Raw genomic sequence first — 22,051 nt, forward strand, 5'->3', positions numbered from 1 at the left:
TCTCTGTTTTATTGTTTTATTCATATTCTAAATCCATTTTAAATAAATTTTCTTGTAAAAATCCTCTATCTCCGTCTGATTTTACAATAAAATATCTTTGATTGCATACAAAAGCACCTAAATTAATATAAGTGAAATTTTTTAACTCCATCATTTTATTTTGATGAAAATGACCTTCTACAAAATAATCACAGTTATACTTTTCATCTAGTCTTTGCGACATAAATTTATCTAATCCTGTAAACTCTTTACAATCATCTTTTTTACCAAGGTATAAATCTAAGCATTTTAAAATATAATGCCCGCTTAAAAAATCCACTACTTTTAAAAAATGCAAAACTGCAAAATTTCTAATAACCGTCGTATATACTTTATATCCAAAATCACTCTCTATATCACCATGTGCAAGCAAAACTTTTTTATTTTCAAATCTGCATGCAACAGGCTGAAGAGAGATTGGAAATACTTTTATATTTGGAAATATGCTCTTAAGATTAAAATCATGATTTCCTTCTAAATAGATAACTTCTATATCAAAAGATATCTTATTTAAAATTTCAATAGCTTCTTGATTTTTTTTATGTGTATAGGGAATCTCTCCAAAAAGAGCATCAAAAATATCTCCCATAAGAATTAATTGCGTAGGAGAGAGTTTTTTTGTAGAGATATCTTTTAAAAATTCTAAAAAATCCGGGCGTTTATACGAGTAGTGTGCATCTGCAACAACAAATGCACCCTCTCTTATCTCTAAACTATGGGACATAGGCTATATTTGGTATTCCTAAATCTTCATCAAATCCCATCATCAAATTTGCATTAACGACTGCAGCAGATGATGCACCTCTCATTAGATTATCTATCGCACTTGAAATAAAAAGCATGTTTGATTTTCTTTTGACATAAATATCGCAAAAATTTGTTCCAGCCACGCTCTTCATATCTACAGGATTTTTACATACTCTTACATGCTTCGCCTCTTTATAGAACTCTTCAAGAACTTCATAAGCATCAAAATCACTATTTACCTGTATATATATTGAACTTATCATCCCACGAGTAAGAGGTACTAAATGAGGGACAAAATGAACCTCATCAAAATCAACCCCAAGTTTTTGCGCAATTTCAGGTGCATGTCTATGCATAAGAGGGTTATATGCAAAAAGATTATCATTTACATTTACAAAGTGCGTATTATCGCTTAACTTTTTGCCGGCTCCGCTGACACCGGTTTTTGCATCTACTATAATTGGAGTGTTTTTAACTCTTCTGCTCATAAATGGCAAAACACCCAAAATTGCAGAAGTAGGGAAACATCCCGGATTTGCCACAAGTTTTGCGCTGCGAAGCTCATCGCGAAAGAGCTCAGGCAGACCATAAACCGCATGAGAAAGATTTTCTGTATCTGTATGAGGACAGTAAAACTGCTCGTAAATATCCTGCGGCAGTCTATAATCAGCTGAAAGATCAACAACCTTTAAGCCTTTTGATATCAGAGGTTTTACATACACCATAGCTGTTTTATGTGGAAGTGCTAAAAAAACAAGCTCACAGCTACTTGCACACTCATCTATATCAGCTTTTAAAACATCGCACTCATATACTTTATTTAAAGAATGATGAAGTTGGCTTAAAGTTGTATTTCCTTCCGAGTTTGCTACATAACTGAGCTGAAATTTTGGATGATTTATAAGAATTTTTAAAAGTTCAAGCCCGGTATAACCGCTTGCACCTATAACACCGACTTTAGTGACACTCAAAGACTATCTCCTGATATCTTATTTCAACTATCTCTAGCTCTTTTTTGCCCCCTGGAAGCTGTACTTTAACCTCGTCTCCCTCTTCTTTGCCTAAAAGCTGTTTTGCCAAGGGCGAATTAAAAGAGATTAAACCAATATTTGGATTACTTTCACAACCACCAACAATTGTATATGTAACCTCTTCATCTGTTTGAGTATCACTCATCACAACAGTTGAACCAAAGCTTACTCTTGAGTGTTCAAGCTCGCTTGGATCAACTATTTTAGATGACCCGATAAGCTCTGCAAGTTCTGCAATCCTGTCATCTGTCAATCTTTGCTGTTCTTTTGCAGCATGATACTCCGCATTTTCTTTTAGATCACCATGTTCAAGCGCTTCTTCTATATCTTTAACGATTTGAGGTCTTTTTACCTCTTTTAAATACTTTACTTCTGCTTGGAGTTTTTTATATCCAAACAGTGTCATCGGCTCAATTTTTTCCATTAATAAATCACCCTGAGAAATAAATTTTTAACTCATTATAGCAAAAAAATTCAACCCTCTCTCATGGTAGAGAGGTTAAATTTTATATTTTTATCTATACATTCAATCGTAATGTCGCATCCGCTTTTGCTTATCTTTTTCGCATTTTTTACATTTTGCAGCAAAACTATAACTTCTTTGCTTTGCGGATCATACGCTTTAAGCATCTCATCATCTACCAAAAACCATCTTCCGCCCCCGCAACCGTCGCCAATAATGCCTTCGCACGCAAGCGGACTATCTAAACTAAAACCATAAATCATTCAAATATTTCCTTTTTTGTTTTTGACACTATCATCTTAACTGCTTCACTACACATAACAAGTCCAAAAGTGGCAGTCACACCAATAAAACTACCCTTATCTTTTACTTTTGCCTCTTCTGAACTAAAGATAACTTTATACTTTTTGTCAAAACCTTTTTTTCTTAACTCATAACGAATTTTTGAACCGAATTTATCGCCATAACTCTTCCAGATATCTGATACTTGAACCTTTGTGGGATCAAGTCTTTTTGCTGAACCAAATGATGAGATCAGTTTTTTATGACACTTTTGAGCAAGAGCAAGTTTTGCTTTTGTATCATCTATAGCATCTAAAACCAAATCATATTCATCAAAATCAAAATTTATTATCCACTCTTCATCAACTCTTGCATTTATAATCTTTATATGCGGATAGTGCTTTTGAAGAGCTTCAACTTTAAATTCATCTATGTGCATTTCTGAGTGTATTTGACGATTTTGATTTGTTTCATCATATATATCAAAATCTACAATTGTTATATTTGTAACACCGCTTCTGCTTAAACAGTCAAGGCAATGTCCTCCGACTCCGCCGACGCCTAAAAGTAAAATATTTGCATTTTTAAGTTTGTAAAAATCATCCTGCAAAAGAGATTTTATGCGCTCATATCTCATTCTCTTCTATCCATGTTTTAAGCTTCTTCATGCTTTTATATGCACTCATATCGAGTTTGATCGGGGTTATGGAAATATTTCCCGATGTTATTGCTTCATAATCGCTTATGCCCTCTCTTCCTTTTCGAGCAGAAAAATTCAGAGGATGAGTTCCAAGCCAGTAATACTCCTCTCCTCTAGGATTTCTATGAAGGTGCGAATCGTTTGCATAAAGCCTGTAGCCGGCATATGTTATAAAAATTTTTGGATCTTTTAAATCAATGTTTGGAGGGATATTTACATTTAAAAATTCTCTTTCAGGTAAAGGAAATGTGCCCTCTTTGATCTTTAAAACCAATTTTTTAATAGTTTTTTGCGCTAAAGTAAAATCACCCTGAGGATTTGTAAAATCCATAACTTGAGAAATGGCGATTGATGGAATATTATGTAAAACACCCTCCATTGCTCCCGCTGCCGTTCCCGAATAGGTAATATCCTCACCCATGTTTGAACCGCGATTTATACCGCTAATTAAAAGATCCGGTTTAACATCTACAAACATTGTGCTTAATGCAAGATAGATACAGTCACTGGGAGTTCCGTCATCCAATTTAAAAAAATTATCCTCGACTCCAACAAAACGAAGAGGACGAATTATAGTTAGAGAATGCCCGCATGCAGATTTCTCGCTTGCGGGAGCTACTACCGTTACTTCAACATCATCCAACTCTTTTAAAGCTTCTACTAAACAGAGCAAACCTTTTGCTTCATACCCATCATCATTAGTGACTAAAATTTTATACTTATTTTTCATAACGATATTTTACTCATTGTAATTACAAATGAGCTTAATTTTTAAGTAAAATATAACTAAGATCTCTTTAAGTGGCTTAAAAGTACAATTCTTTTTAAATAGCACAAGGATAGTGTGTGAAAAAAATTTTATTTCTACTGTTTATATTCTTTACATCTTTAGCTTTTGCTAAACCTATCATTATAGTCAGCATTCTTCCACAAAAAACTTTTGTTCAAAAAATAACAAAAGATATGGCAGATATAACCGTTATGGTCGAACCGGGGAACTCTCCTCACTCTTATGAACCGAAATCTTCACAAATGATAGCTGTTTCTAAAGCTGATATATATTTTAGTATAGGCGTTGAATTTGAAAATGTATGGCTAAGTAAAATAAAATCACAAAACTCTAATCTTACATTTATAAATATAAGCGACAATATCCCTAAAATAGCCATAAAAAAAGACAATCATAAACACAACAACAACGATCCTCATATATGGACTTCACCAAAAAATGTAGAGATAATGGCAAACTCTATATACAAAGCGCTTATTACAGTAGATCCGAAAAATAAAAACCTTTACAAGTCAAACTTTGATGATTTTATAAAAGAGATCAGAGATACAGATGCACAGATAAAAGAGATACTTAAAGAAACAGAACCAAAAAGTAAATTTATGGTTTTTCATCCATCATGGGGATATTTTGCAAATGAGTACAATCTCACGCAAATAGCAGTTGAAGTAGAAGGCAAAGAGCCAAAACCAAAAGAGATGATTAAAATTATTGATGAAGCAAAAAAAGAGAATATAAAAGTAATTTTTACTCAACCTGAATTTTCAGATAAAAGTGCTCAAATTATTGCAAAGGAAGCCGGCGTTGTGGTTAAAAAAATCTCTCCGCTAAATCCTAACTGGTCACAAAATCTAATAAACATGGCAAAAGCAATTGCAAACTGATAAAAATTCACCTATTATAGAAATTAAAAATCTCTCTTTTGCTTATGATAAAGAACTGACATTAAAAGATATAAATCTTAAAATTTATGAAAAAGATTTTATGGTTTTTATCGGTCCAAATGGGGGTGGAAAAAGCACTCTTATAAAACTAATGCTTGGTATAAATTCTATGCAAAAAGGTTCTATAGAGATTTTAAACAAACCTTTACACAAAAGCCTCTCACAAATAGGCTATGTTCCGCAAAACACAAATGTAAACCTTGATTTTCCCATAAAAGCGATAGAGGTCGTTATGATGGGAAAAGGCTCAAAAAAACGCTCTTTTTTTGGTTACTCAAGAGAGGAAGTTTCACATGCTATGGAGATGCTTAAGCAAGTAGGCATGCAAAATTTTGCCCACAGTAAAATAGGTTTGCTCTCAGGTGGTCAGCGTCAAAGAGTAATGATAGCCAGAGCCCTCTGTTTGGACCCAAAAATTCTTCTGCTAGACGAGCCGACTTCAAGTATTGATGCAGATGGACAAAAGCGTATTTATGAACTCTTAAAAGAGTTAAATAAAAAAATAACAATTGTTGTTGTAAGCCATGATATATCTATTATTTTAGAATACGCTTCCAAAGTGGCTTATATCAATAAAGAGCTGCTCTTTCACGATTTAAGTTCTATCAAAAAAGAGTTTTATACAAGCGGTGAACACTTTTGTGAAGTTGAACTTCTTCAAATGTTAGGAAAGCAAAAATGATAGAAGCTTTATCTTATGAATTTATGCAAAATGCTTTAATTGCCGGAGTAATTGTCAGCCTTATTTCTGGAATTATCGGCTCTCTAATCGTTGCAAACAGAATGGTTTTTTTAGCCGGCGGAATTGCGCACGCGGCATACGGCGGAATAGGAATAGCTGTTTTTACCGGCATCCCGATATTTTTAGGAACCTCTCTTTTTGCCGTTGTCGCAGCGCTATTTATGGCTTTTGTTACTATAAATCAAAGGGAAAAAACTGATACCTTCATAGGGCTTATTTGGGCCGTAGGAATGGCTATTGGGATCATTTTGGTTGATTTGACACCGGGATATAATGTAGATTTGATGAGCTATCTCTTTGGCTCTATCTTAGCAGTAAACAGCGAAGACCTCTATTTTATGGGGATTCTTTTTGCAGTTGTTCTATTTGCTGTAACATTTTGGTACCGCGATATTTTGGCTGTATCTTATGATAGCGAATATGCTGCACTAAGCGGAATAAATGTAAGATTTTTTTATACACTGATACTTATCTTATCAGCATTAACCGTTGTAATCGCCATAAAGGTTGTAGGATTGATTTTGGTTATAGCACTTCTTACAATTCCTATATATATCGCACAAAATCTCTCCTCTTCACTCTACAGCATGATGCTGTTCTCCGGATTTATCGCATCTCTATTTACAATTATCGGTCTTTGGTTCTCTTATAGTTTTAATTTAACTTCAGGTGCCTGCATTATCTTAGTCTCTGCTGTATCACTAATGATTTTTATGTTTATCTCAAAATTTAAATAAAGGCTTTTGCAAATGAAGATAGATGGACGATTTTGGCTTACAAAAGATAACGAGAGTTTTTTAGGGGCCGGACGCATTGAACTTCTTAAAAAGATTGAAAAAACAGGCTCGATCAATGCCGCGGCAAAAGAGATGAAAATGAGCTATAAAGCTGCATGGGAGAGAATCAACGGAATGAACAATCTTGCTGATGAGCCGCTGATTCAAAGAAAAACCGGCGGAAAAGGTGGCGGCGGGACAACACTTACTCCCTATGCACATAAACTTATAGAAACATACAACCGCCTCGATGAACTACACCGCCAATTTATAGAGCGTTTTGCCGAAGCCGGTGATGATCCGGAACGATTAGCAAAAATACTTAAGAGAACTTTTTTAACAACAAGCGCAAGAAATCAGATCCCTTCTAAAATAAATGCTATTAATTTAAATGAACTTAATGCTCAAATAGTTATGTCACTCCCTGGCGGTGTTTCTCTAACCTCTGTAATCACAGCTAAATCAGTTCAAAATATGGGACTAAATATTGGCGATGATATCTATGCGATTATCAAATCCAGCGATATAAATATAGTAAATAAAGTTCCGGATGATAATGAAAATTTAAATATATTAGAAGGCACTATAAAAACGATAGAAATCTCAAAAGACTCTTCAGAAGTATCTTTTGCTATAAACAAACACACAACATTAATAGCTCTTTTAAATAAAACAGATATTGATTCTCTAAAGATAGGTTCCAAAGCCTACGCAATAATCAACAAAAAAAATATAATTATAGGCTCTTGAATGTAACTTTAATAAATATATAAGAAATTTTTGTTTATCATTCGTTATATCAATTAAGATATAAAGAAGATTATCCAAAGCTAAGAAGTTATTTATTTATATATCTCTATAAAAACTTAAAAAAGGAAAAAAGTGAATTCTTTAAATTTTACCGTTGTATCAAAAAAGATATACTACATATTAGAATATAAGATATTTCAAATCAAAGAAAAGACTCTTCAGAAAATAGCGCAAAAAAAAGCACTATTTTCTGAGGCGTCTACGCCTCATTTATCTAGTGAATCTTTTTTTGCTCCATGCAAAATGAAGCAAATTTCTCCTTTCTTATTATATTCTCTTGTTAGATGTCCAAAACAAGTTGCAGCCATACAACAAAAAAAGCACTTCACTAGATTACAACTCTCTTTTTTAAACCAATTTTCTTTTTTTTACAAAAAATCATAAGGAACATAAAATGTCTCTGCTCATAAAATCAATTATTTTTCTACTTCTCTTAAATATATCATTAAATGCCGGAGTAATCAAAGATTTAAATACAACAAAAAAAGTCTTTGGTTCATCGCCGCCTATGAACTATCTTATATACGCACTCAACCCGGAAAAAACAGTAGGATTAAATTTTAAAATAAAAGAGCAAAACAGCTGTGCTGGTAAGCAGTTTCTTAACAATAGATTTTTATCTTTGCCTATTCTTGGTACTTTTCACGGCGAGGGACAAGGCATAAACCTTGAAAAGCTTCTTAAGCATAAACCGGATTTAATTCTTGTCTGGGAAGATGATATGTTAATAGAAAAAATTTCCAAAGAGATAGCAAAAACAGATATACCGACCATCTCCATCCCTTTTAGAAAAATAGAAGATATGCCAAAATCGATTAGATTAGCCGCAACAACTATAGACGAGGAGCAAAGAGGAGAACTTCTTAGCTCTTATACCGATAATATTATTGATGAAATCAAATCATCTCTAAAAGATACAAAACCGATTCGCTACTACTATGCTGAAGGGCTTGATGGACTCTCAACCGAATGCGACAGCTCTTTTCATGTAGAGGCACTCAACTTTGCAAATGGAGAAAATGTTCATAAATGCCGACAAAGAGGACTTTTGGGGCTGGAAAAAATAAATTTTGAGACGCTTTTATCCTACAATCCAGAGATTATAATAGTCCAAAATGCCTTTACTTACAACAAGATTATAAATAATCCTCTTTGGAGACATCTGCAGGCAGTAAAAAACAAAAATATCCATCTTATCCCGGACAATCCTTTTAACTGGGTAGATAGACCTACATCTTTTATGCGCATCATGGGAATTCAGTGGCTGGCAAACCTCTTTCATCCAAAAGAGTACGCAGTAAACATTCACAAAAAAACAGCTGAGTTTTATAAGCTCTTTTTTAATGTAGAACTAACAGATAAAGATATAAAACAGTTATTGGGAGAAATAGATGAATAAAAAAAGTATCGTTCTATCTTTCATTACAGCAGGTATACTTGCCGCCAACCAGATTAGTATAGAACAGATAGTTGTAAACGGTGTACAGGAGGATGCTTATTTTTTTGTAGATGATACAAATCTATCAGATGCAAAAAACATACAAACTTTTACATCAAGAAGTATCTCAACACTTAGCACACATGCCAACATGAACTCTTACACGGTAATAGCATTTTCGCCCTCTGTTAATTTTACTCCGGCCGATGCAGCAGGCTCAAATGAACCCTCATTTCATGATCCTATTCGTATCCGCGGCAAATCCCAGACAGGTCCTGGTGGAGTTTTTATGATAAACTCTATGCCTGTATCAAGCAATCCAGGCGGCGGAAAACAGATGGTAGATATACAAAATATTGCATCTATTGACCTGCTAAAAGGGTATATGAGCGTTGATAAAAATCTAGGGTTTTCAAGTCTCATCGGAAAAGTGAATATGAATATTTTAGCGCCCTCAGAAGAGACGAAAACAACTCTCTTGCAATCCTTTGGTTCTGATAACTTTCAAAGAACCTTTATTAGAGTTGATAGCGGAAAAATAGGAGATTTTAGAGTTTTTGGCTCACTATCTACTCTCTCCAACAATAAAACAAAAGGCGCCGGAGATTTAGAAAGAACAAACGCAATGGTTGGAGTTTCATATAATCCAAATGATACTTTTCAAACTGATATTTACGCAATAAAAAACAGTGATGAACATCATAATTACGATAGTTTAACCTACCAACAGACACAAGATTTAAAGAGATATTTCAATAAAGATTATGCTACCATAAAACCAACGACCTCAAATGACATAAACTACTATGACTGGAATAAGCAAGATTTTGACACGACAACAGTTGTGGCAAATTTGAAACTTCAAGCGACTTTAGATGATCTTGTAACCTTTAAACCATATTATAAAAAAGACAAAGGAGAGTACTGGTTTTCAAGAGAAAATGCTGATGTATCAAAGAACCGTGTTATAAATTGGGATATAGATCATGAAGTATATGGTGCAATTGCCGCGTATGAGCATATCTTTTCGCCCGCTTTAAAAAGCAAAATCGGCTACTCTTATCATCGTCAAGAGCCTCCTGGACCTGCAAGCGACCAAAAAAAATATGCAGTTGTAGATGGTGAGCTTGTCTTTAATGGTTATGCAACGCTTGCCAAAACTGATGATCATATCATTCAGTCTCCTTTTTTAGAATTTAGCGGCAAATTTGAGAGGTTTAATTATAGTGCAGGAGTTCAGTACCAAACATTTGAAGTAGGTGCTATTAAAAGTTATGCATCAGACGCTTCAACAAGCAGTGATTATGATACAGCGATTACAAGCGCCGCGTTTGATCCCTACTCAAGTGTAGATACAAAAACATTTAAAACCTATCTTCCATCACTCTATTTGGGATATAGAGCTACTGAGAATAGTGCTCTTTATATGGACTACTCTCGTACATATGGCTTTGATGTTAATCTTTTTTCAACCTATCTCAATAAAAGAAGTAACTTTGTAAGCAAAGGGGTGACTCTTCAAGAACTGTGGGATACACTGGAGCTTGAAACTTCAGATAATATAGATTTTGGTGCTAAAATAAATCTAGGTGCAATTACTTTAAATCCGTCTCTTTTTGTTTCATTTGTGAAAAACAAACAGGCAAATATTTATGACTCATCTTACAATGTAAACTATCCTGCAAATGTTGGAGATGCTTTTGGCTACGGAGCTGAATTTTCAGCATCTGGACTTATAGGTGAAAATACAGAATTTTTACTCGGCTTATCCTATAACAGATACTCTTATAGTCAAAATTTTCAAAGCTCAGCCGCCTCCACTACAGATATTAAAGGCAATCAGCTCCCGGATGCACCCAAATATATGGCAAAAACAGCGATCTCGTACTACTTGGGGAAATGGAGCTTCACTCCAAGCATTCGTTATACATCAAGCCGTTATGGGGATGTAGAAAATACACAAAAAATAGATGCTTTTACTCTTGTAGATATGGATATCTCCTATAAGGCATCCTCATTTATGGGTTCAAAAAATACCATTTTCAGAGCAACTGCTACAAATATAACAGATGAAAAATATATCTCTACCATTAATGCAGCAGATAATATTTTAGCAGCATCAACAACAGCAAGCACCTATCAAACAGGTGCACCTTTTGCTATCTACTTTAGTGCAAATCTAAAATATTAAGGTTTTTGATGCATCAAACAAGTTATAGCAAATATTTAATCTTTGCAACGATGCTTTTACTAGCAGCAGCAACTTTCTCCCTTTTATGGGGGCAGTATCCTATAGATATGACAACTTTTATAAAATATTTAGAGTATAAATTTTTGGGCAGCACTACTATGGAAGCTGATGCTTTTGCGCTTATAGATAATATTATTTTGCAAATTCGTCTTCCCAGAATCCTTTTAGCCCTCTTGATAGGAGCGGCACTTGCAACTTCCGGGGCTGTTTTTCAAGCAATGTTTGTCAATCCGCTTGTTTCTCCTGGAATACTAGGAGTGCTCTCTGGAGCATCTTTTGGAGCGGCTTTGGGCATGCTTATAAGTGAGCATTGGTATATAGTTCAAATATTTGCTTTTTGTTTTGGTTTTGTCGCCGTTGCAATTGCCCTGCTTATCGGCTCAACCATAACTGCCTCACGCTCAACGGTTATGCTTGTTCTTGGCGGTGTTATCAGCGGGTCACTCTTTACTTCGCTACTTTCAATTATAAAATATATAGCAGATCCATACAGTACACTTCCCGCAATTGTTCATTGGCTGATGGGTTCACTCTCCATGGCAGAGCTGAATGAAGTTCTTCTTATAGCTGCTCCCATACTTTTTAGTATTTTTGCAATGATATTTATGAGTAAATATTTTGATCTTTTAAGTTTGGGGGATGAGGAGGCAAAAGCACTCGGCATCAATGTAAAACTTATACGCACTCTTGCAATACTCTTTGCTACAATTGCAAGCTCTCTTGCTGTTGTAATGGCAGGAATTATAGGCTGGGTAGGACTTATCATACCGCATATTATCCGTATGGCAGTGGGGCCTTCTCATCGTCTGCTGATTCCTTTATCAGCGATTTTTGGAGGAGCATTTTTACTTCTTGTTGATGCTGTATCCAGACTGACTTTTAGTGTTGAGATACCAATTGGAATTTTAACTTCTCTTATAGGGATTCCTATCTTCATCATTGTATTAAAAAAAGCGAGGGCAGCATGGAACTAAGACCGCTTATTGAAATAAAAGATCTTCATTTCTCATACAAAAACAACCCTGTATTGTCCGGAATAAATTTAAATCTATATAAAGGGGAAGTGATATCGCTTCTAGGACCAAACGGATGCGGAAAAAGTACACTTATGCGTTTAATGCTCAAACTTCTTCCTGCTTATGGCAGTATAACCCTGCACGACAGAGAGTTAGAAAACTATTCTCACAAAGAGATTGCTTCGCATATTGCATATATTCCGCAATACCATACCGTACCATTTAACTACACAGTGCTTGAAATGGTTCTTATGGGACGCGTCTCAAAACTTTCAATATTTGCATCTCCGTCAGCTTATGACTATGAAACAGCGCATAACGCCCTTGATAAAATCGGTATTTTAGATTTAAAAGACAGAGCCTTTAGCGAACTTAGCGGCGGGCAGAAACAGCTTGTACTGCTTGCCCGTGCTATTGCTCAAGAGGTAACTGTTTTTCTTATGGATGAGCCTGTAAACGGCCTTGACTATGGAAACCAAATCAGACTTTTAGAACTTATAAATGAACTAAACCGTGAAGGTTATACATTTTTAAAAACCACCCACTATCCGGATCACGCTCTTCTTATATCCAGCCGCATAATCGTTATGAGAGGCGGAAAAATCATTGCAGACGGAGCACCCGATAAAATCATAACATCCTCTATTATAGAAGATGTTTACGGCATTAACGCCGACATTATTACACACGATAGACACAAAAGATGTGTACCGATTTTTGCACAAGGAATAAAATGAAATCTCAACAAAAATTTTCTAAAAATACAATCTCTTTAAAAACAAAAAGTTTTTTAGGAGGAGCGATTATTGGATCACTTGGTGGACTTATCGGTCTTGGCGGAGCAGAGTTTAGACTTCCCTTTTTAGTAGGAATTTTAAAGATAGATACACTCCATGCTATTATTTTAAATCTTTTAATCTCACTTGTTACGGTAATTTTTGCCCTTGCTTTTAGAGGTGTAGATGCGCATATTTTCTCTTATGGCTATATTGTTTTAAATCTGCTTTTAGGAACTCTTGCAGGTGCATGGATAGGAGTAAATTTTGCCACAAGTGTCAATAAAGAGAGACTCAATACTTATATTTTTTATCTTTTGCTTTTTTTAAGCATTGTTCTTTTTAGTCATATTTTCCTTGATTTTACACAGACAATAAAGCTTCCATATATCCTGCAGCTTAGCATCGGCTTTATAACCGGCCTTGGAATCGGCATAATTAGTTCGCTCTTAGGCGTTGCAGGCGGAGAGCTGCTTATTCCCACCATTATACTTCTTTACGGAACCGATATAAAATTGGCTGGAACATTAAGTTTGGCAATTTCACTTCCAACTCTTATTGTTTCACTTTTTAAGTATCACAAAAATAAGAGATTGATCGAAGTCTTAACTTTTAAAAATATTATTATTTTTATGACTCTAGGATCTATTTTAGGAGCGTTTTTAGGCTCACTCTTGTTTGGCATGGTAAATGCTCTATTTCTTGAAGCAGGATTAAGCTTTATACTGCTGTTATCGGCGTACAAACTCTTTAAAAAAAACAAAAACTTGACATCATAGCTTCTATTAGTGTAAAATACGGCATCAAATTGTGTAAAGAACTCTTACACTTTCCCTATACTTCTTACAAGAAATACCTACTGGGCAAAATCTAAAAAAACTAAGGCAGCTAATCGTATGAGCGAAAATACTCCACAACAACCTCGCAAAAACAGTAACAAAAACAACACAAAAACAAGAACTCACAAACCGGCAAAAGGCGCAAGTGTAGATGATTTGCGTATAAAAAGCATAGAAGAGTTAACGGCTATTGCGGCAGAACTCAATGTAGAACATCCAAATGAGCTAAAAAGACAAGATCTTATCTTTGAAATTTTAAAAGCACAAACCGAACAGGGAGGGTTTATCCTCTTTAGCGGTATCTTGGAAATTATGCAGGATGGATACGGTTTTATCCGCTCGATTGACAAAAGTTTTGATGAGAGTATAAACGATGCTTATGTTTCAAATACCCAGATTCGACGCTTTGCCCTAAGAAACGGTGATGTTGTCACCGGACAGGTTCGTCCTCCAAAAGAGCAGGAGAGATATTACGCGCTCATCAAGATAGAAGCAGTTAACGGCCTCCCTCCTGAAGAGAGCAAAAAAAGACCTCTCTTTGAAAATCTCACTCCACTCTATGCAACAGATCAAATCAAGCTTGAATACAGAGAAAAAGGTTTAACAGGCCGTATGATGGATCTTTTTGCTCCTATAGGAAAAGGTCAACGCGGACTTATCGTTGCCCCTCCAAGAAGCGGTAAAACCGAACTTTTAAAAGAGATTGCTCACGGTATAACTGCTAACCATCCCGAAATTGATTTAATGGTTTTACTTGTTGATGAGAGACCTGAAGAGGTAACAGATATGGAAAGAAGCGTTAAAGGCGAGGTTTACAGCTCCACTTTTGATATGCCTGCAAAAAATCATGTAAAAGTTGCAGAGATGGTAATAGAAAAGGCAAAAAGACGCGTTGAACTCGGTCGCAATGTAGTTATTCTACTTGACTCCATTACCCGCCTTGCCCGCGCCTATAATACAGTTACACCCTCAAGCGGCAAGGTTCTCTCAGGCGGTGTTGACGCAAACGCTCTACACAAACCAAAAAGATTCTTCGGTGCTGCAAGAAACATAGAAAACGGCGGAAGTTTGACTATTATTGCGACTGCTCTTGTAGATACAGGGAGCAGAATGGATGAAGTTATTTTCGAAGAGTTTAAAGGAACAGGAAACTCAGAGGTTGTTCTTGATCGTAAAATAGCAGACAGACGCATTTTCCCTGCTATAGACATTCTTAAATCAGGAACAAGAAAAGATGAACTCCTTATCGGTCCCGAAGTTCTGCAAAAAGTATTTATCCTGCGTCAAATGATCCACAAACAAGAAAATGAGATAGAAGCACTTAAGTTTGTCTACTCTACAATGGGTAAAAAAGCTACAAACGAAGAATTTTTAGAGAGTATGAACACAAACTAAAATGAAAATCGGCGTATTTGACAGTGGAATTGGTGGTTTGACAGTTGTAAAATCACTATTAGAAAACCAACTATTTGAAGAGATTATATATTATGGAGATACTGCTCGCGTTCCATATGGTATAAAAGACAAAACAACTATTATTCGTTATGCAATAGAAGCTGTAGAGTTTTTTAAAAATTTTGAAATTGATTTAATTATTGTAGCATGCAACACAGTCAGCGCATATGCGCTTGATGAGATGAGAGAGGTTTCTTCATGCCCTGTTATAGGCGTTGTTGAAGCCGGTATTTTAGCAACTTCAAATGCGCTTAAGGATAAAAACTCAAATATACTTATACTTGGGACAAAAGCAACTATTAACTCTAAAGCTTATGAAATTGGACTAAAAATGGAAGGTTTTTATAATCTTCAGGTAAAGGCTACGGGACTATTTGTTCCGATAGTTGAGGAGGAGATTTATGAGGGTGAAATACTAGATGCTGCTTTTAAACACTATTTTAACACCACAGCAACCCCAAATGCAATAATTCTAGGTTGTACACACTTCCCTCTTATTGCTCAAGCACTGCAAAATCATTTTGGAAAAGATAGTATACTTATTCACTCTGGTGATGCTATAGTAGAGTATTTAGAAAAAACTTTTAATTTAAATACAAAACATAAAAAACCCAAACTTGAATTTTTTGCTTCAGAAAATCCCGAAGCACTTAAATCAATTGCCAAAAAATGGCTAAAGCTGTAGCTTGTTCATAGTAATGAAAGTGGCTCTGTAACCACTTTCAAAAATCAACTACTTTGCAATCTTCTTTGCAACTTTTTTTGCTAATTTTTTAGCATCTTTTTTTTCACTTAAAGCTTTTTTACTAACTTTTTTTGCCACTTTCTTTGTAGCTTTTTTAACATCTTTTTTAGCAATATCAACTTTTTTGATAGCTTTTTTTGCTATTGCTTTTACATCTTTTTTCTTTAACTCTTTTGCCATTTAGGACTCCTTTAATTTTTTATCACCAAAAAATAGTAATAATTTATAGTCATTATATAGTTTATATATATCTTTGTCAAGAAAATATAGAGATATGTTATAATTTCATATTAATTTACAAAAAAGAAGATATATGACATTTATTGATTTTAAAAAATTACTTCTTGACGCAGATATAAGCCTGCCTAAATTTAGTAAACTTATAAAAGTGAGCGAAAAAAATATTCAAGCATACAAAAAGAAAAAAGAGATACCAAATACCATAGCTGTAATTGCCGCATGTTTTGCATCAATGAAAGATGCAAATATTGACTATAAAGAGATCATAGAAGCATTAAATTTAAAAGCCAAAACAAAAGAAGGTGCTGGTTTTGCCAAAAAAGAGCCTAAAGAGAAAGAAAACAGTAAGATTTAATCTGTAACATTTATGAAATAATTGAGCATTATTATTCTGTTATGAGATTAGAGCTCCCTAAAAAATGGATTCATAACTTAAAAACTTTAGATGTTGCATTTCAACCTATTATTAATATTCATACAGGGAAAATTTTTGCCGTTGAGGCACTTCTTAGAAACTATGAGAAAGTCGGTTTCAACTCCATTTTTGATCTTTTTGATGCTGTGTATAAAGACAATCTGCTCTACTCGTTTGACTTAAAACTCAGAAAAAAAGCCTTTAAAAAATTTACAACTATCAACGCTCATGAGAACATAAAACTCTTTTACAACCTTGACAACAGACTCCTTGAGATGCCAAATTTCAAACATGGAAATACCGGCAAACTTTTAAAACACTACGATATCTGTAAAAACAGCATCTGCTTTGAAATATCAGAGAGACATGAAATCTCAAACAGCTCAAGGATGCAGGAGGTTTTAGAACACTATAAAAGCGAGAATTTCTGCATAGCCATAGATGACTTTGGAGTCGGTTATTCAGGATACAAACTTCTTTATGAGAGCAAACCAGACATCATAAAAATAGACAGGTTTTTCCTAAGCGACATACAAAAAGATGAGAAAAAAAAACTTATGGCAAGAAGCATAACTCATTTAGCGATTCAACTTGGCATAAAAGTTATAGCCGAGGGAATCGAGAACAAAGAGGAGCTCCTTACCTGCAGAGATATAGGGTGCCATTTCGTTCAAGGATACTTTATCCAAAAACCGACTCTGCTTGCATCGGAAATAGCGCAGGAGTATCCTCATGTTTTAAATATTTTAAACAGTGAGAAAAGAGTGACCGAGAGTAGTTACAAAATTGAGACCTTTTTAAATAAAACACCCCCTTTTTCTATTGATACCGAAATAAAAAACATCGTAAAGCATTTTCAAAAAAATCCTCAAGCAGAAACTGTTACTATTGTAAACTCCAACAACGAACCGATGGGCATTTTGCAAGAGAACAAGATTAAGGAGTTTATCTACTCTCCTTATGGAAGATCACTGCTGACAAACAACGCTGCTAAAAGATCAAAGCTGGTAAATCTTATAGAACCGTGCGGAACAACAGAGATAAACTGTAACATATCTACAATTATTGAGCTATTTTCAAATAACTCGGAATCCATCGGCATTATCCTTACAAACAACTCAAAATATTACGGTTTTTTGTCTGCAAGAGCAATTATTACAATTATGAGCGAGCAAAATATCATCCATGCAAGGGAGCAAAATCCTCTGACAAAACTCCCCGGAAACTCCATGATAGAAAAACTTATCTCAGAGATTATAGAGAGTGAAAAAACTTATATTTTATGCTACTTTGATTTAGACAATTTTAAAGCCTTTAATGATGTATACGGCTTTAGAAACGGAGATAGAGCGATTATGCTTTTTGCAGATATTTTAAGAAAAAACCTGCCTACAGAGTTTTTTAAAGGGCATATCGGAGGAGATGATTTTTTTGTAGCCGTTGAATCAACAAAAGAGAATGAAGAGAAGTACACGGAAGCACTCTCTAAAATAGTACAAAAATTTGAGTATGACACAAGAGAACTCTACTCAAAAGAGGATAAAGAGAAAAACTACATCATCTCCACGGATAGAGAAGGGAATAAAAAAAGGTTTCCTCTTCTTTGCGTAAGCGCTTCAGTGCTAGTAGTGCGCAGTAATGCAAACAGAAGAAACGCTGATTATATAAACAACATCCTATCTCTTCAAAAAAAAGTTGCAAAACAGGAGAGCAGCCACATCTCTATAAGTTGTCTGTTATGATTTTTTAACCCTATAAATGTTAGAATCACTTCAACTAAAGATGGAGAGTATATGTGAGAGAGAGTTCAGAAGTTTTAGCGCGAAAATATAGACCGAAAAGTTTTGATGAGCTGATTGGGCAGGAGATTATTTCCCAAACTCTCTCGCTTGCGCTTGATGCAAACAGACTCTCTCACGCCTACCTCTTTTCTGGGCTTCGGGGAAGCGGTAAAACATCTACTGCGCGTATTTTTGCAAAAGCTCTTATTTGTGAGAAGGGAATTACACATCAACCATGCGGCGTATGCCAAAACTGCCTACTCTCGCTTGAAAATCGTCATATGGATATTGTAGAGATGGATGGGGCTTCATCGAGAAAAATAGATGATATAAGAGATTTAATAGAGCAGACAAAGTATAAACCTACAACTGCAAGATTTAAAATTTTTATTATAGATGAAGTTCACATGCTTACAAAAGAGGCTTTTAATGCTTTGCTTAAAACATTAGAAGAGCCGCCCTCATATGTAAAATTTATCCTTGCAACAACTGATCCTCTCAAACTTCCAGCTACTATTCTAAGCCGTACACAGCACTTTCGGTTTAAATCAATTGCTGCAAACAAAATAACAGACCATTTAGCGCATATACTTAACCTTGAAGGTATAAAGTATGAAACTGAAGCATTGGAAATTCTTGCTAGAAGCGGAAACGGAAGTCTTAGAGACACACTTACGCTACTGGATCAGGCTATCATCTACTCAAAAAATCATGTCGATGTCCGCACCGTCACAGATATGCTTGGACTTGTTGATCCAAAATTTATCTCTGATCTGTTTCGTGCAGTTTTTGCAAAAGACTATAACACTCTTATAGAGCTTGCTAAGATTTTAGAGGATTATGAAGCTGAAATGGTAGTAGATGAGCTTATAGCCTACCTCAAAGAGAGAATGTACGAGGACGATGCCCTCTTCTCCACACTTGTTCTTGATAGATTTTTTAGAATATTAAGTGACTCTAAATATCTCTTTAGTATAAATGCGGATGGCTCTTTTGTACTCTCGCTTATCTTTTTTAAAATGGTAGAAGCATTGCGCATAAAAGAGGTAGATCAGATGATAGAGTCTTTGCAAAAAGAGATTCACAGACCTGCCATATCGTGCACATCCACAATTTCTGAAGACAAGTTACCAGAACCTAAAGATAAAGAGAATAAACAAAAACAAAATATAGAAGAAAACTCTTATAAAGAGCTATTTGCAAAACTTATCCTCAAAATAAAAGATAGAAATTTTGAACTTGGGGAGTGTTTTGAAAAAAGCATCTCTTTTATCTCTTTTGAAAACAATACACTTACATGGGAGAGCTGTGCCGATGAAACATGTAAAAAAATCCTAACTCACGGCTACTCTGTTATAAAACAATTAGTAAGAGAGGTGTTTGGATTTGAAACAAAAATAAAATATAAATTATGCACAAACCCAAAAGAAGAAAAAAAAAACAAGATAGAACAAGAGAATCTTGATTCAAATCTAGGGCAGCCCTCAATGCTTTATGCCCAATCTTCTTCTATGGTTGAAGAAGCCGAGATTGGCGGAAGCGGGAGTTGTGTTACAGAGTGCGATAGTCGTGAATCATCAAGAGAAATAGATGCACTTGAAATCAAAGATGAGCCTATGGTAAAAAAAGCATTAGAGTTGTTTGAAGCTAAAAAAATGACTATCCAGTCAAAAATTTAACTCTTTAGCATCTCTTTTATATTAAAACTAAATATTGAACCTTTGCCAAACTCTGATTTTATATCCAACAAAGAACCGAGTGCTTTTAAAATATATTTGACCATCGCCAAACCTATTCCCATAGAATTATCCCAGCTGTTTTTATCTACCCTGTAAAACTTATTTGTAATTTTTTCTAAATGTTCCTCTTTTATTCCTATTCCGCTGTCTTCTACTGAGAGATTAGTTCCTTCAAGCTTTATAATAACATCGCCGCTTGAATACTTTAAAGCATTATCCACTAAATTGATAAGTACTAATTCCATCATTGTTTTATCGCTAAATATCATCTTTTGATCCACTTGAACAATCACTTCTCTGTTTTTATATTTTGTTGCAAGGTTTAGGGCCACTTCATTGCATAGCTGTTTTAAATCAAATTCGCTTTTATTTATAGTCAAATCACCGTTTTCAAGCTTGACAGAAAGAGCCAGCCTATCTAGCATTTTTGATATCTTCTCACCGTTTGAGTTAATTTTAGACAAAAATTTATCTCTAATGTTTTGCGGCATGTCTGCATCGCCTTGTATAGTTTGAGCATATCCTATTATTGAGGCAACAGGATTTTTAAACTCATGCGAGATAGCCGACAATATATCATTTCTCTGTTTATTTATAAGCCTTAGTTTAGCCATATTTTTTATCTTTTTTTTCTCATTCTTACTCAATTTTTTTACTAAATTTTTTAAGAGTAAAGAGATTTGTAAAAATTCATAAAAATATTTTGTTTTTATAATGGCTTTATAGTTTTTGTTTGAAACTTCATCTAAATATTTTGTAATCTGATCAATATCATAGAGAACCTTTTGGCTCATGCTTTTAGATACAAAAGCAGCTATTATTACAATTATGAAAAAAACAAACAAAAGTTTTGTCCACAAAGAGTAAAAATCATACATTATCTGCGCTAAACTCATAGAGAGTCTTACATAAACCGGCTCATTTTTATATACAGTTTTTTTTGCTACATATAAAAAATCAGTTTTAACAGTCTTTGAGTATCTAGTTATATCTCCGTAATCTTCTCGATTAGAGAGCATTATCTCAAATCTAGAAGCGTGATTATCCATTTTACTTTTATCTGCATTTGATTCTGCCAAGACAAAACCATCTTTATCCACAATTGTAACTCTCAGAGAGGTTTTTTTGTTGATTTTCATTACAAAATTATCTAAATTTTCTATATTTTCCAACTCAATTTCTATAAACTCAATAGCATGTTTTAAATGATTTTTATTGTGTTGTATTATTATATCTTTTAAAGCAAGATAGCTGATTATGGATGTAATCAAAAGTGTACTTATAAAAAGCAGTAAAAATTTTAGTATAAATATTTGATGTATTTTTAGCACAGTTTATAACCTACACCTCGAACTGTATATATATACTCTTTTGTTTTATCGGGATCTATTTTCTCTTTTAATCTGTTTATGGCAACATTTACAGTTCTATATTGATACTCTTCGCCCTCGCCCCAAACATTTTGCAAAAGATAGTCGCGATCAAGCACGCTGTTTTTATTTAAAATGAACTCACTCAGCAGATTAAATTCCAGTTTTGTGACATCTACATTTTTGCCATCAACTTTTAGAGTCCTTGAACTCTTATCTAAAACTAGGTCTCTATAGCTTAAAATACCATCTTCAATTTTTTTAGAAGTTCTGCGCAAAACCGCCTTAACACGAAGCATCAACTCTTTCATATTAAAAGGTTTTGTTATATAGTCATCTGCGCCTCTTAAAAAGCCCTCCTCTATCTCAGAGTCAAGATTTTTTGCGCTTAGATAAACAACAGGCGTTGCAAAACCCTCTTTTCTAAGAGTTTGGACAAATTCACTTCCCTCAACACCCGGAAGATTTCTATCCATGATAAGAAGATCGACATCCTCTTCAACAAGCATCTGCTCTACGCTTTTTGTATTTAAAAAGCCTATAACTTCATACCCCTCTTTTTGTAAGTTATACTCAATGAGCTCTAGAATATCCTCTTCATCTTCTACAATAACAATTTTTGCACTCATAAAGCGTTCCTAAATTTATTTTTACTATTGTAT

24 protein-coding genes are annotated in these 22,051 nt (G+C 34.6%); 15 read left to right on the forward strand and 9 right to left on the reverse strand.

Translation table 11 applies throughout. The features are described from left to right. Nucleotides 1-16 precede the first annotated feature (16 nt). Genes FJR47_RS07110 through surE form a run of 6 tightly spaced genes read right to left on the reverse strand, consistent with a single transcriptional unit; the run spans nucleotide 17 to nucleotide 3,992 of the window. Entirely contained in the window at nucleotides 17-763 is a 747-nt protein-coding gene (locus tag FJR47_RS07110) for a UDP-2,3-diacylglucosamine diphosphatase (protein WP_152299754.1), read from the reverse strand. Beyond that, a complete protein-coding gene (argC, locus tag FJR47_RS07115) occupies nucleotides 753-1,757 on the reverse strand; it encodes an N-acetyl-gamma-glutamyl-phosphate reductase (RefSeq protein WP_152299755.1) in 1,005 nt (334 codons plus the stop codon). The genes FJR47_RS07110 and argC overlap by 11 nt, the downstream gene beginning before the upstream one ends. After that, nucleotides 1,744-2,241, reverse strand: a complete 498-nt coding sequence (gene greA / locus FJR47_RS07120; protein ID WP_152299756.1) for a transcription elongation factor GreA — start codon at nucleotides 2,239-2,241, stop codon at nucleotides 1,744-1,746. Before greA ends, argC begins: the two co-directional genes overlap by 14 nt. Before the next feature lie 50 nt (nucleotides 2,242-2,291). Next, nucleotides 2,292-2,543 carry a thiamine biosynthesis protein ThiF gene (locus FJR47_RS07125; protein ID WP_152299757.1) on the reverse strand — a complete coding sequence of 84 codons (252 nt, stop codon included), beginning with the start codon at nucleotides 2,541-2,543 and terminating at the stop codon, nucleotides 2,292-2,294. Beyond that, complete coding sequence (locus FJR47_RS07130) at nucleotides 2,540-3,199, reverse strand: ThiF family adenylyltransferase (RefSeq protein WP_152299758.1); 660 nt, start codon at nucleotides 3,197-3,199, stop codon at nucleotides 2,540-2,542. Before FJR47_RS07130 ends, FJR47_RS07125 begins: the two co-directional genes overlap by 4 nt. Further along, entirely contained in the window at nucleotides 3,189-3,992 is an 804-nt protein-coding gene (gene surE / locus FJR47_RS07135; protein WP_152299759.1) for a 5'/3'-nucleotidase SurE, read from the reverse strand. The genes FJR47_RS07130 and surE overlap by 11 nt, the downstream gene beginning before the upstream one ends. Before the next feature lie 116 nt (nucleotides 3,993-4,108). Here surE and FJR47_RS07140 point away from each other — a divergent pair, with 116 nt between their 5' ends. The 12 genes from FJR47_RS07140 (at nucleotide 4,109) to murI (ending at nucleotide 15,784) form a co-directional block, all read left to right on the forward strand. Then, a complete protein-coding gene (locus FJR47_RS07140) occupies nucleotides 4,109-4,936 on the forward strand; it encodes a metal ABC transporter solute-binding protein, Zn/Mn family (RefSeq protein WP_152299760.1) in 828 nt (275 codons plus the stop codon). Beyond that, a complete protein-coding gene (locus tag FJR47_RS07145; protein WP_241855390.1) occupies nucleotides 4,926-5,678 on the forward strand; it encodes a metal ABC transporter ATP-binding protein in 753 nt (250 codons plus the stop codon). Before FJR47_RS07140 ends, FJR47_RS07145 begins: the two co-directional genes overlap by 11 nt. Further along, nucleotides 5,675-6,475 carry a metal ABC transporter permease gene (locus FJR47_RS07150; RefSeq protein WP_152299761.1) on the forward strand — a complete coding sequence of 267 codons (801 nt, stop codon included), beginning with the start codon at nucleotides 5,675-5,677 and terminating at the stop codon, nucleotides 6,473-6,475. The genes FJR47_RS07145 and FJR47_RS07150 overlap by 4 nt, the downstream gene beginning before the upstream one ends. A 12-nt stretch (nucleotides 6,476-6,487) precedes the next feature. Continuing rightward, the gene (locus tag FJR47_RS07155) at nucleotides 6,488-7,264 is read left to right on the forward strand and encodes a TOBE domain-containing protein (protein ID WP_152299762.1); all 777 of its coding nucleotides are present in this window, start codon (nucleotides 6,488-6,490) and stop codon (nucleotides 7,262-7,264) included. 132 nt (nucleotides 7,265-7,396) lie between these two features. Beyond that, the gene (locus tag FJR47_RS07160) at nucleotides 7,397-7,708 is read left to right on the forward strand and encodes a hypothetical protein (protein ID WP_152299763.1); all 312 of its coding nucleotides are present in this window, start codon (nucleotides 7,397-7,399) and stop codon (nucleotides 7,706-7,708) included. Nucleotides 7,709-7,718: 10 nt separating this feature from the next. After that, nucleotides 7,719-8,723, forward strand: coding sequence for an ABC transporter substrate-binding protein (locus FJR47_RS07165; protein ID WP_152299764.1), 1,005 nt, complete (start codon nucleotides 7,719-7,721; stop codon nucleotides 8,721-8,723). Next, nucleotides 8,716-10,953 (forward strand): TonB-dependent receptor, encoded by a 2,238-nt coding sequence (locus FJR47_RS07170; protein WP_152299765.1) that lies wholly within the window; start codon nucleotides 8,716-8,718, stop codon nucleotides 10,951-10,953. The genes FJR47_RS07165 and FJR47_RS07170 overlap by 8 nt, the downstream gene beginning before the upstream one ends. Before the next feature lie 8 nt (nucleotides 10,954-10,961). Beyond that, nucleotides 10,962-11,987, forward strand: a complete 1,026-nt coding sequence (locus FJR47_RS07175; protein WP_152299766.1) for a FecCD family ABC transporter permease — start codon at nucleotides 10,962-10,964, stop codon at nucleotides 11,985-11,987. Continuing rightward, complete coding sequence (locus tag FJR47_RS07180; RefSeq protein ID WP_152299767.1) at nucleotides 11,978-12,766, forward strand: ABC transporter ATP-binding protein; 789 nt, start codon at nucleotides 11,978-11,980, stop codon at nucleotides 12,764-12,766. Before FJR47_RS07175 ends, FJR47_RS07180 begins: the two co-directional genes overlap by 10 nt. Continuing rightward, a complete protein-coding gene (locus FJR47_RS07185) occupies nucleotides 12,763-13,584 on the forward strand; it encodes a sulfite exporter TauE/SafE family protein (RefSeq protein ID WP_152299768.1) in 822 nt (273 codons plus the stop codon). Before FJR47_RS07180 ends, FJR47_RS07185 begins: the two co-directional genes overlap by 4 nt. A 117-nt stretch (nucleotides 13,585-13,701) precedes the next feature. Further along, a complete protein-coding gene (gene rho / locus FJR47_RS07190; protein WP_152299769.1) occupies nucleotides 13,702-15,039 on the forward strand; it encodes a transcription termination factor Rho in 1,338 nt (445 codons plus the stop codon). Nucleotide 15,040: 1 nt separating this feature from the next. Continuing rightward, complete coding sequence (gene murI / locus FJR47_RS07195; protein WP_152299770.1) at nucleotides 15,041-15,784, forward strand: glutamate racemase; 744 nt, start codon at nucleotides 15,041-15,043, stop codon at nucleotides 15,782-15,784. A 48-nt stretch (nucleotides 15,785-15,832) separates the two neighbouring features. On the opposite strand, the gene FJR47_RS07200 is transcribed toward murI, so the two are convergent. Further along, nucleotides 15,833-16,024: a histone protein gene (locus FJR47_RS07200; protein ID WP_152299771.1), complete on the reverse strand. Its 192-nt coding sequence runs from the start codon at nucleotides 16,022-16,024 to the stop codon at nucleotides 15,833-15,835. 133 nt (nucleotides 16,025-16,157) lie between these two features. Here FJR47_RS07200 and FJR47_RS07205 point away from each other — a divergent pair, with 133 nt between their 5' ends. The 3 genes from FJR47_RS07205 to FJR47_RS07215 are packed head-to-tail and all read left to right on the forward strand — an operon-like array spanning nucleotide 16,158 to nucleotide 19,959. Next, the gene (locus FJR47_RS07205; protein WP_152299772.1) at nucleotides 16,158-16,439 is read left to right on the forward strand and encodes a hypothetical protein; all 282 of its coding nucleotides are present in this window, start codon (nucleotides 16,158-16,160) and stop codon (nucleotides 16,437-16,439) included. 41 nt (nucleotides 16,440-16,480) lie between these two features. Then, nucleotides 16,481-18,241, forward strand: a complete 1,761-nt coding sequence (locus FJR47_RS07210) for a GGDEF domain-containing protein (RefSeq protein ID WP_152299773.1) — start codon at nucleotides 16,481-16,483, stop codon at nucleotides 18,239-18,241. Between the two features lie 53 nt (nucleotides 18,242-18,294). Continuing rightward, nucleotides 18,295-19,959: a DNA polymerase III subunit gamma/tau gene (locus FJR47_RS07215; protein WP_152299774.1), complete on the forward strand. Its 1,665-nt coding sequence runs from the start codon at nucleotides 18,295-18,297 to the stop codon at nucleotides 19,957-19,959. Here FJR47_RS07215 and FJR47_RS07220 read toward each other — a convergent pair. Then, the gene (locus FJR47_RS07220; protein WP_152299775.1) at nucleotides 19,956-21,350 is read right to left on the reverse strand and encodes a sensor histidine kinase; all 1,395 of its coding nucleotides are present in this window, start codon (nucleotides 21,348-21,350) and stop codon (nucleotides 19,956-19,958) included. The genes FJR47_RS07215 and FJR47_RS07220 overlap by 4 nt on opposite strands. Beyond that, nucleotides 21,344-22,018, reverse strand: a complete 675-nt coding sequence (locus FJR47_RS07225) for a response regulator (RefSeq protein WP_152299776.1) — start codon at nucleotides 22,016-22,018, stop codon at nucleotides 21,344-21,346. Before FJR47_RS07225 ends, FJR47_RS07220 begins: the two co-directional genes overlap by 7 nt. Nucleotides 22,019-22,051: the final 33 nt, after the last annotated feature.

Source organism: Sulfurimonas xiamenensis (assembly GCF_009258045.1).
GTDB classification, from domain to species: Bacteria; Campylobacterota; Campylobacteria; order Campylobacterales; family Sulfurimonadaceae; genus Sulfurimonas; species Sulfurimonas xiamenensis.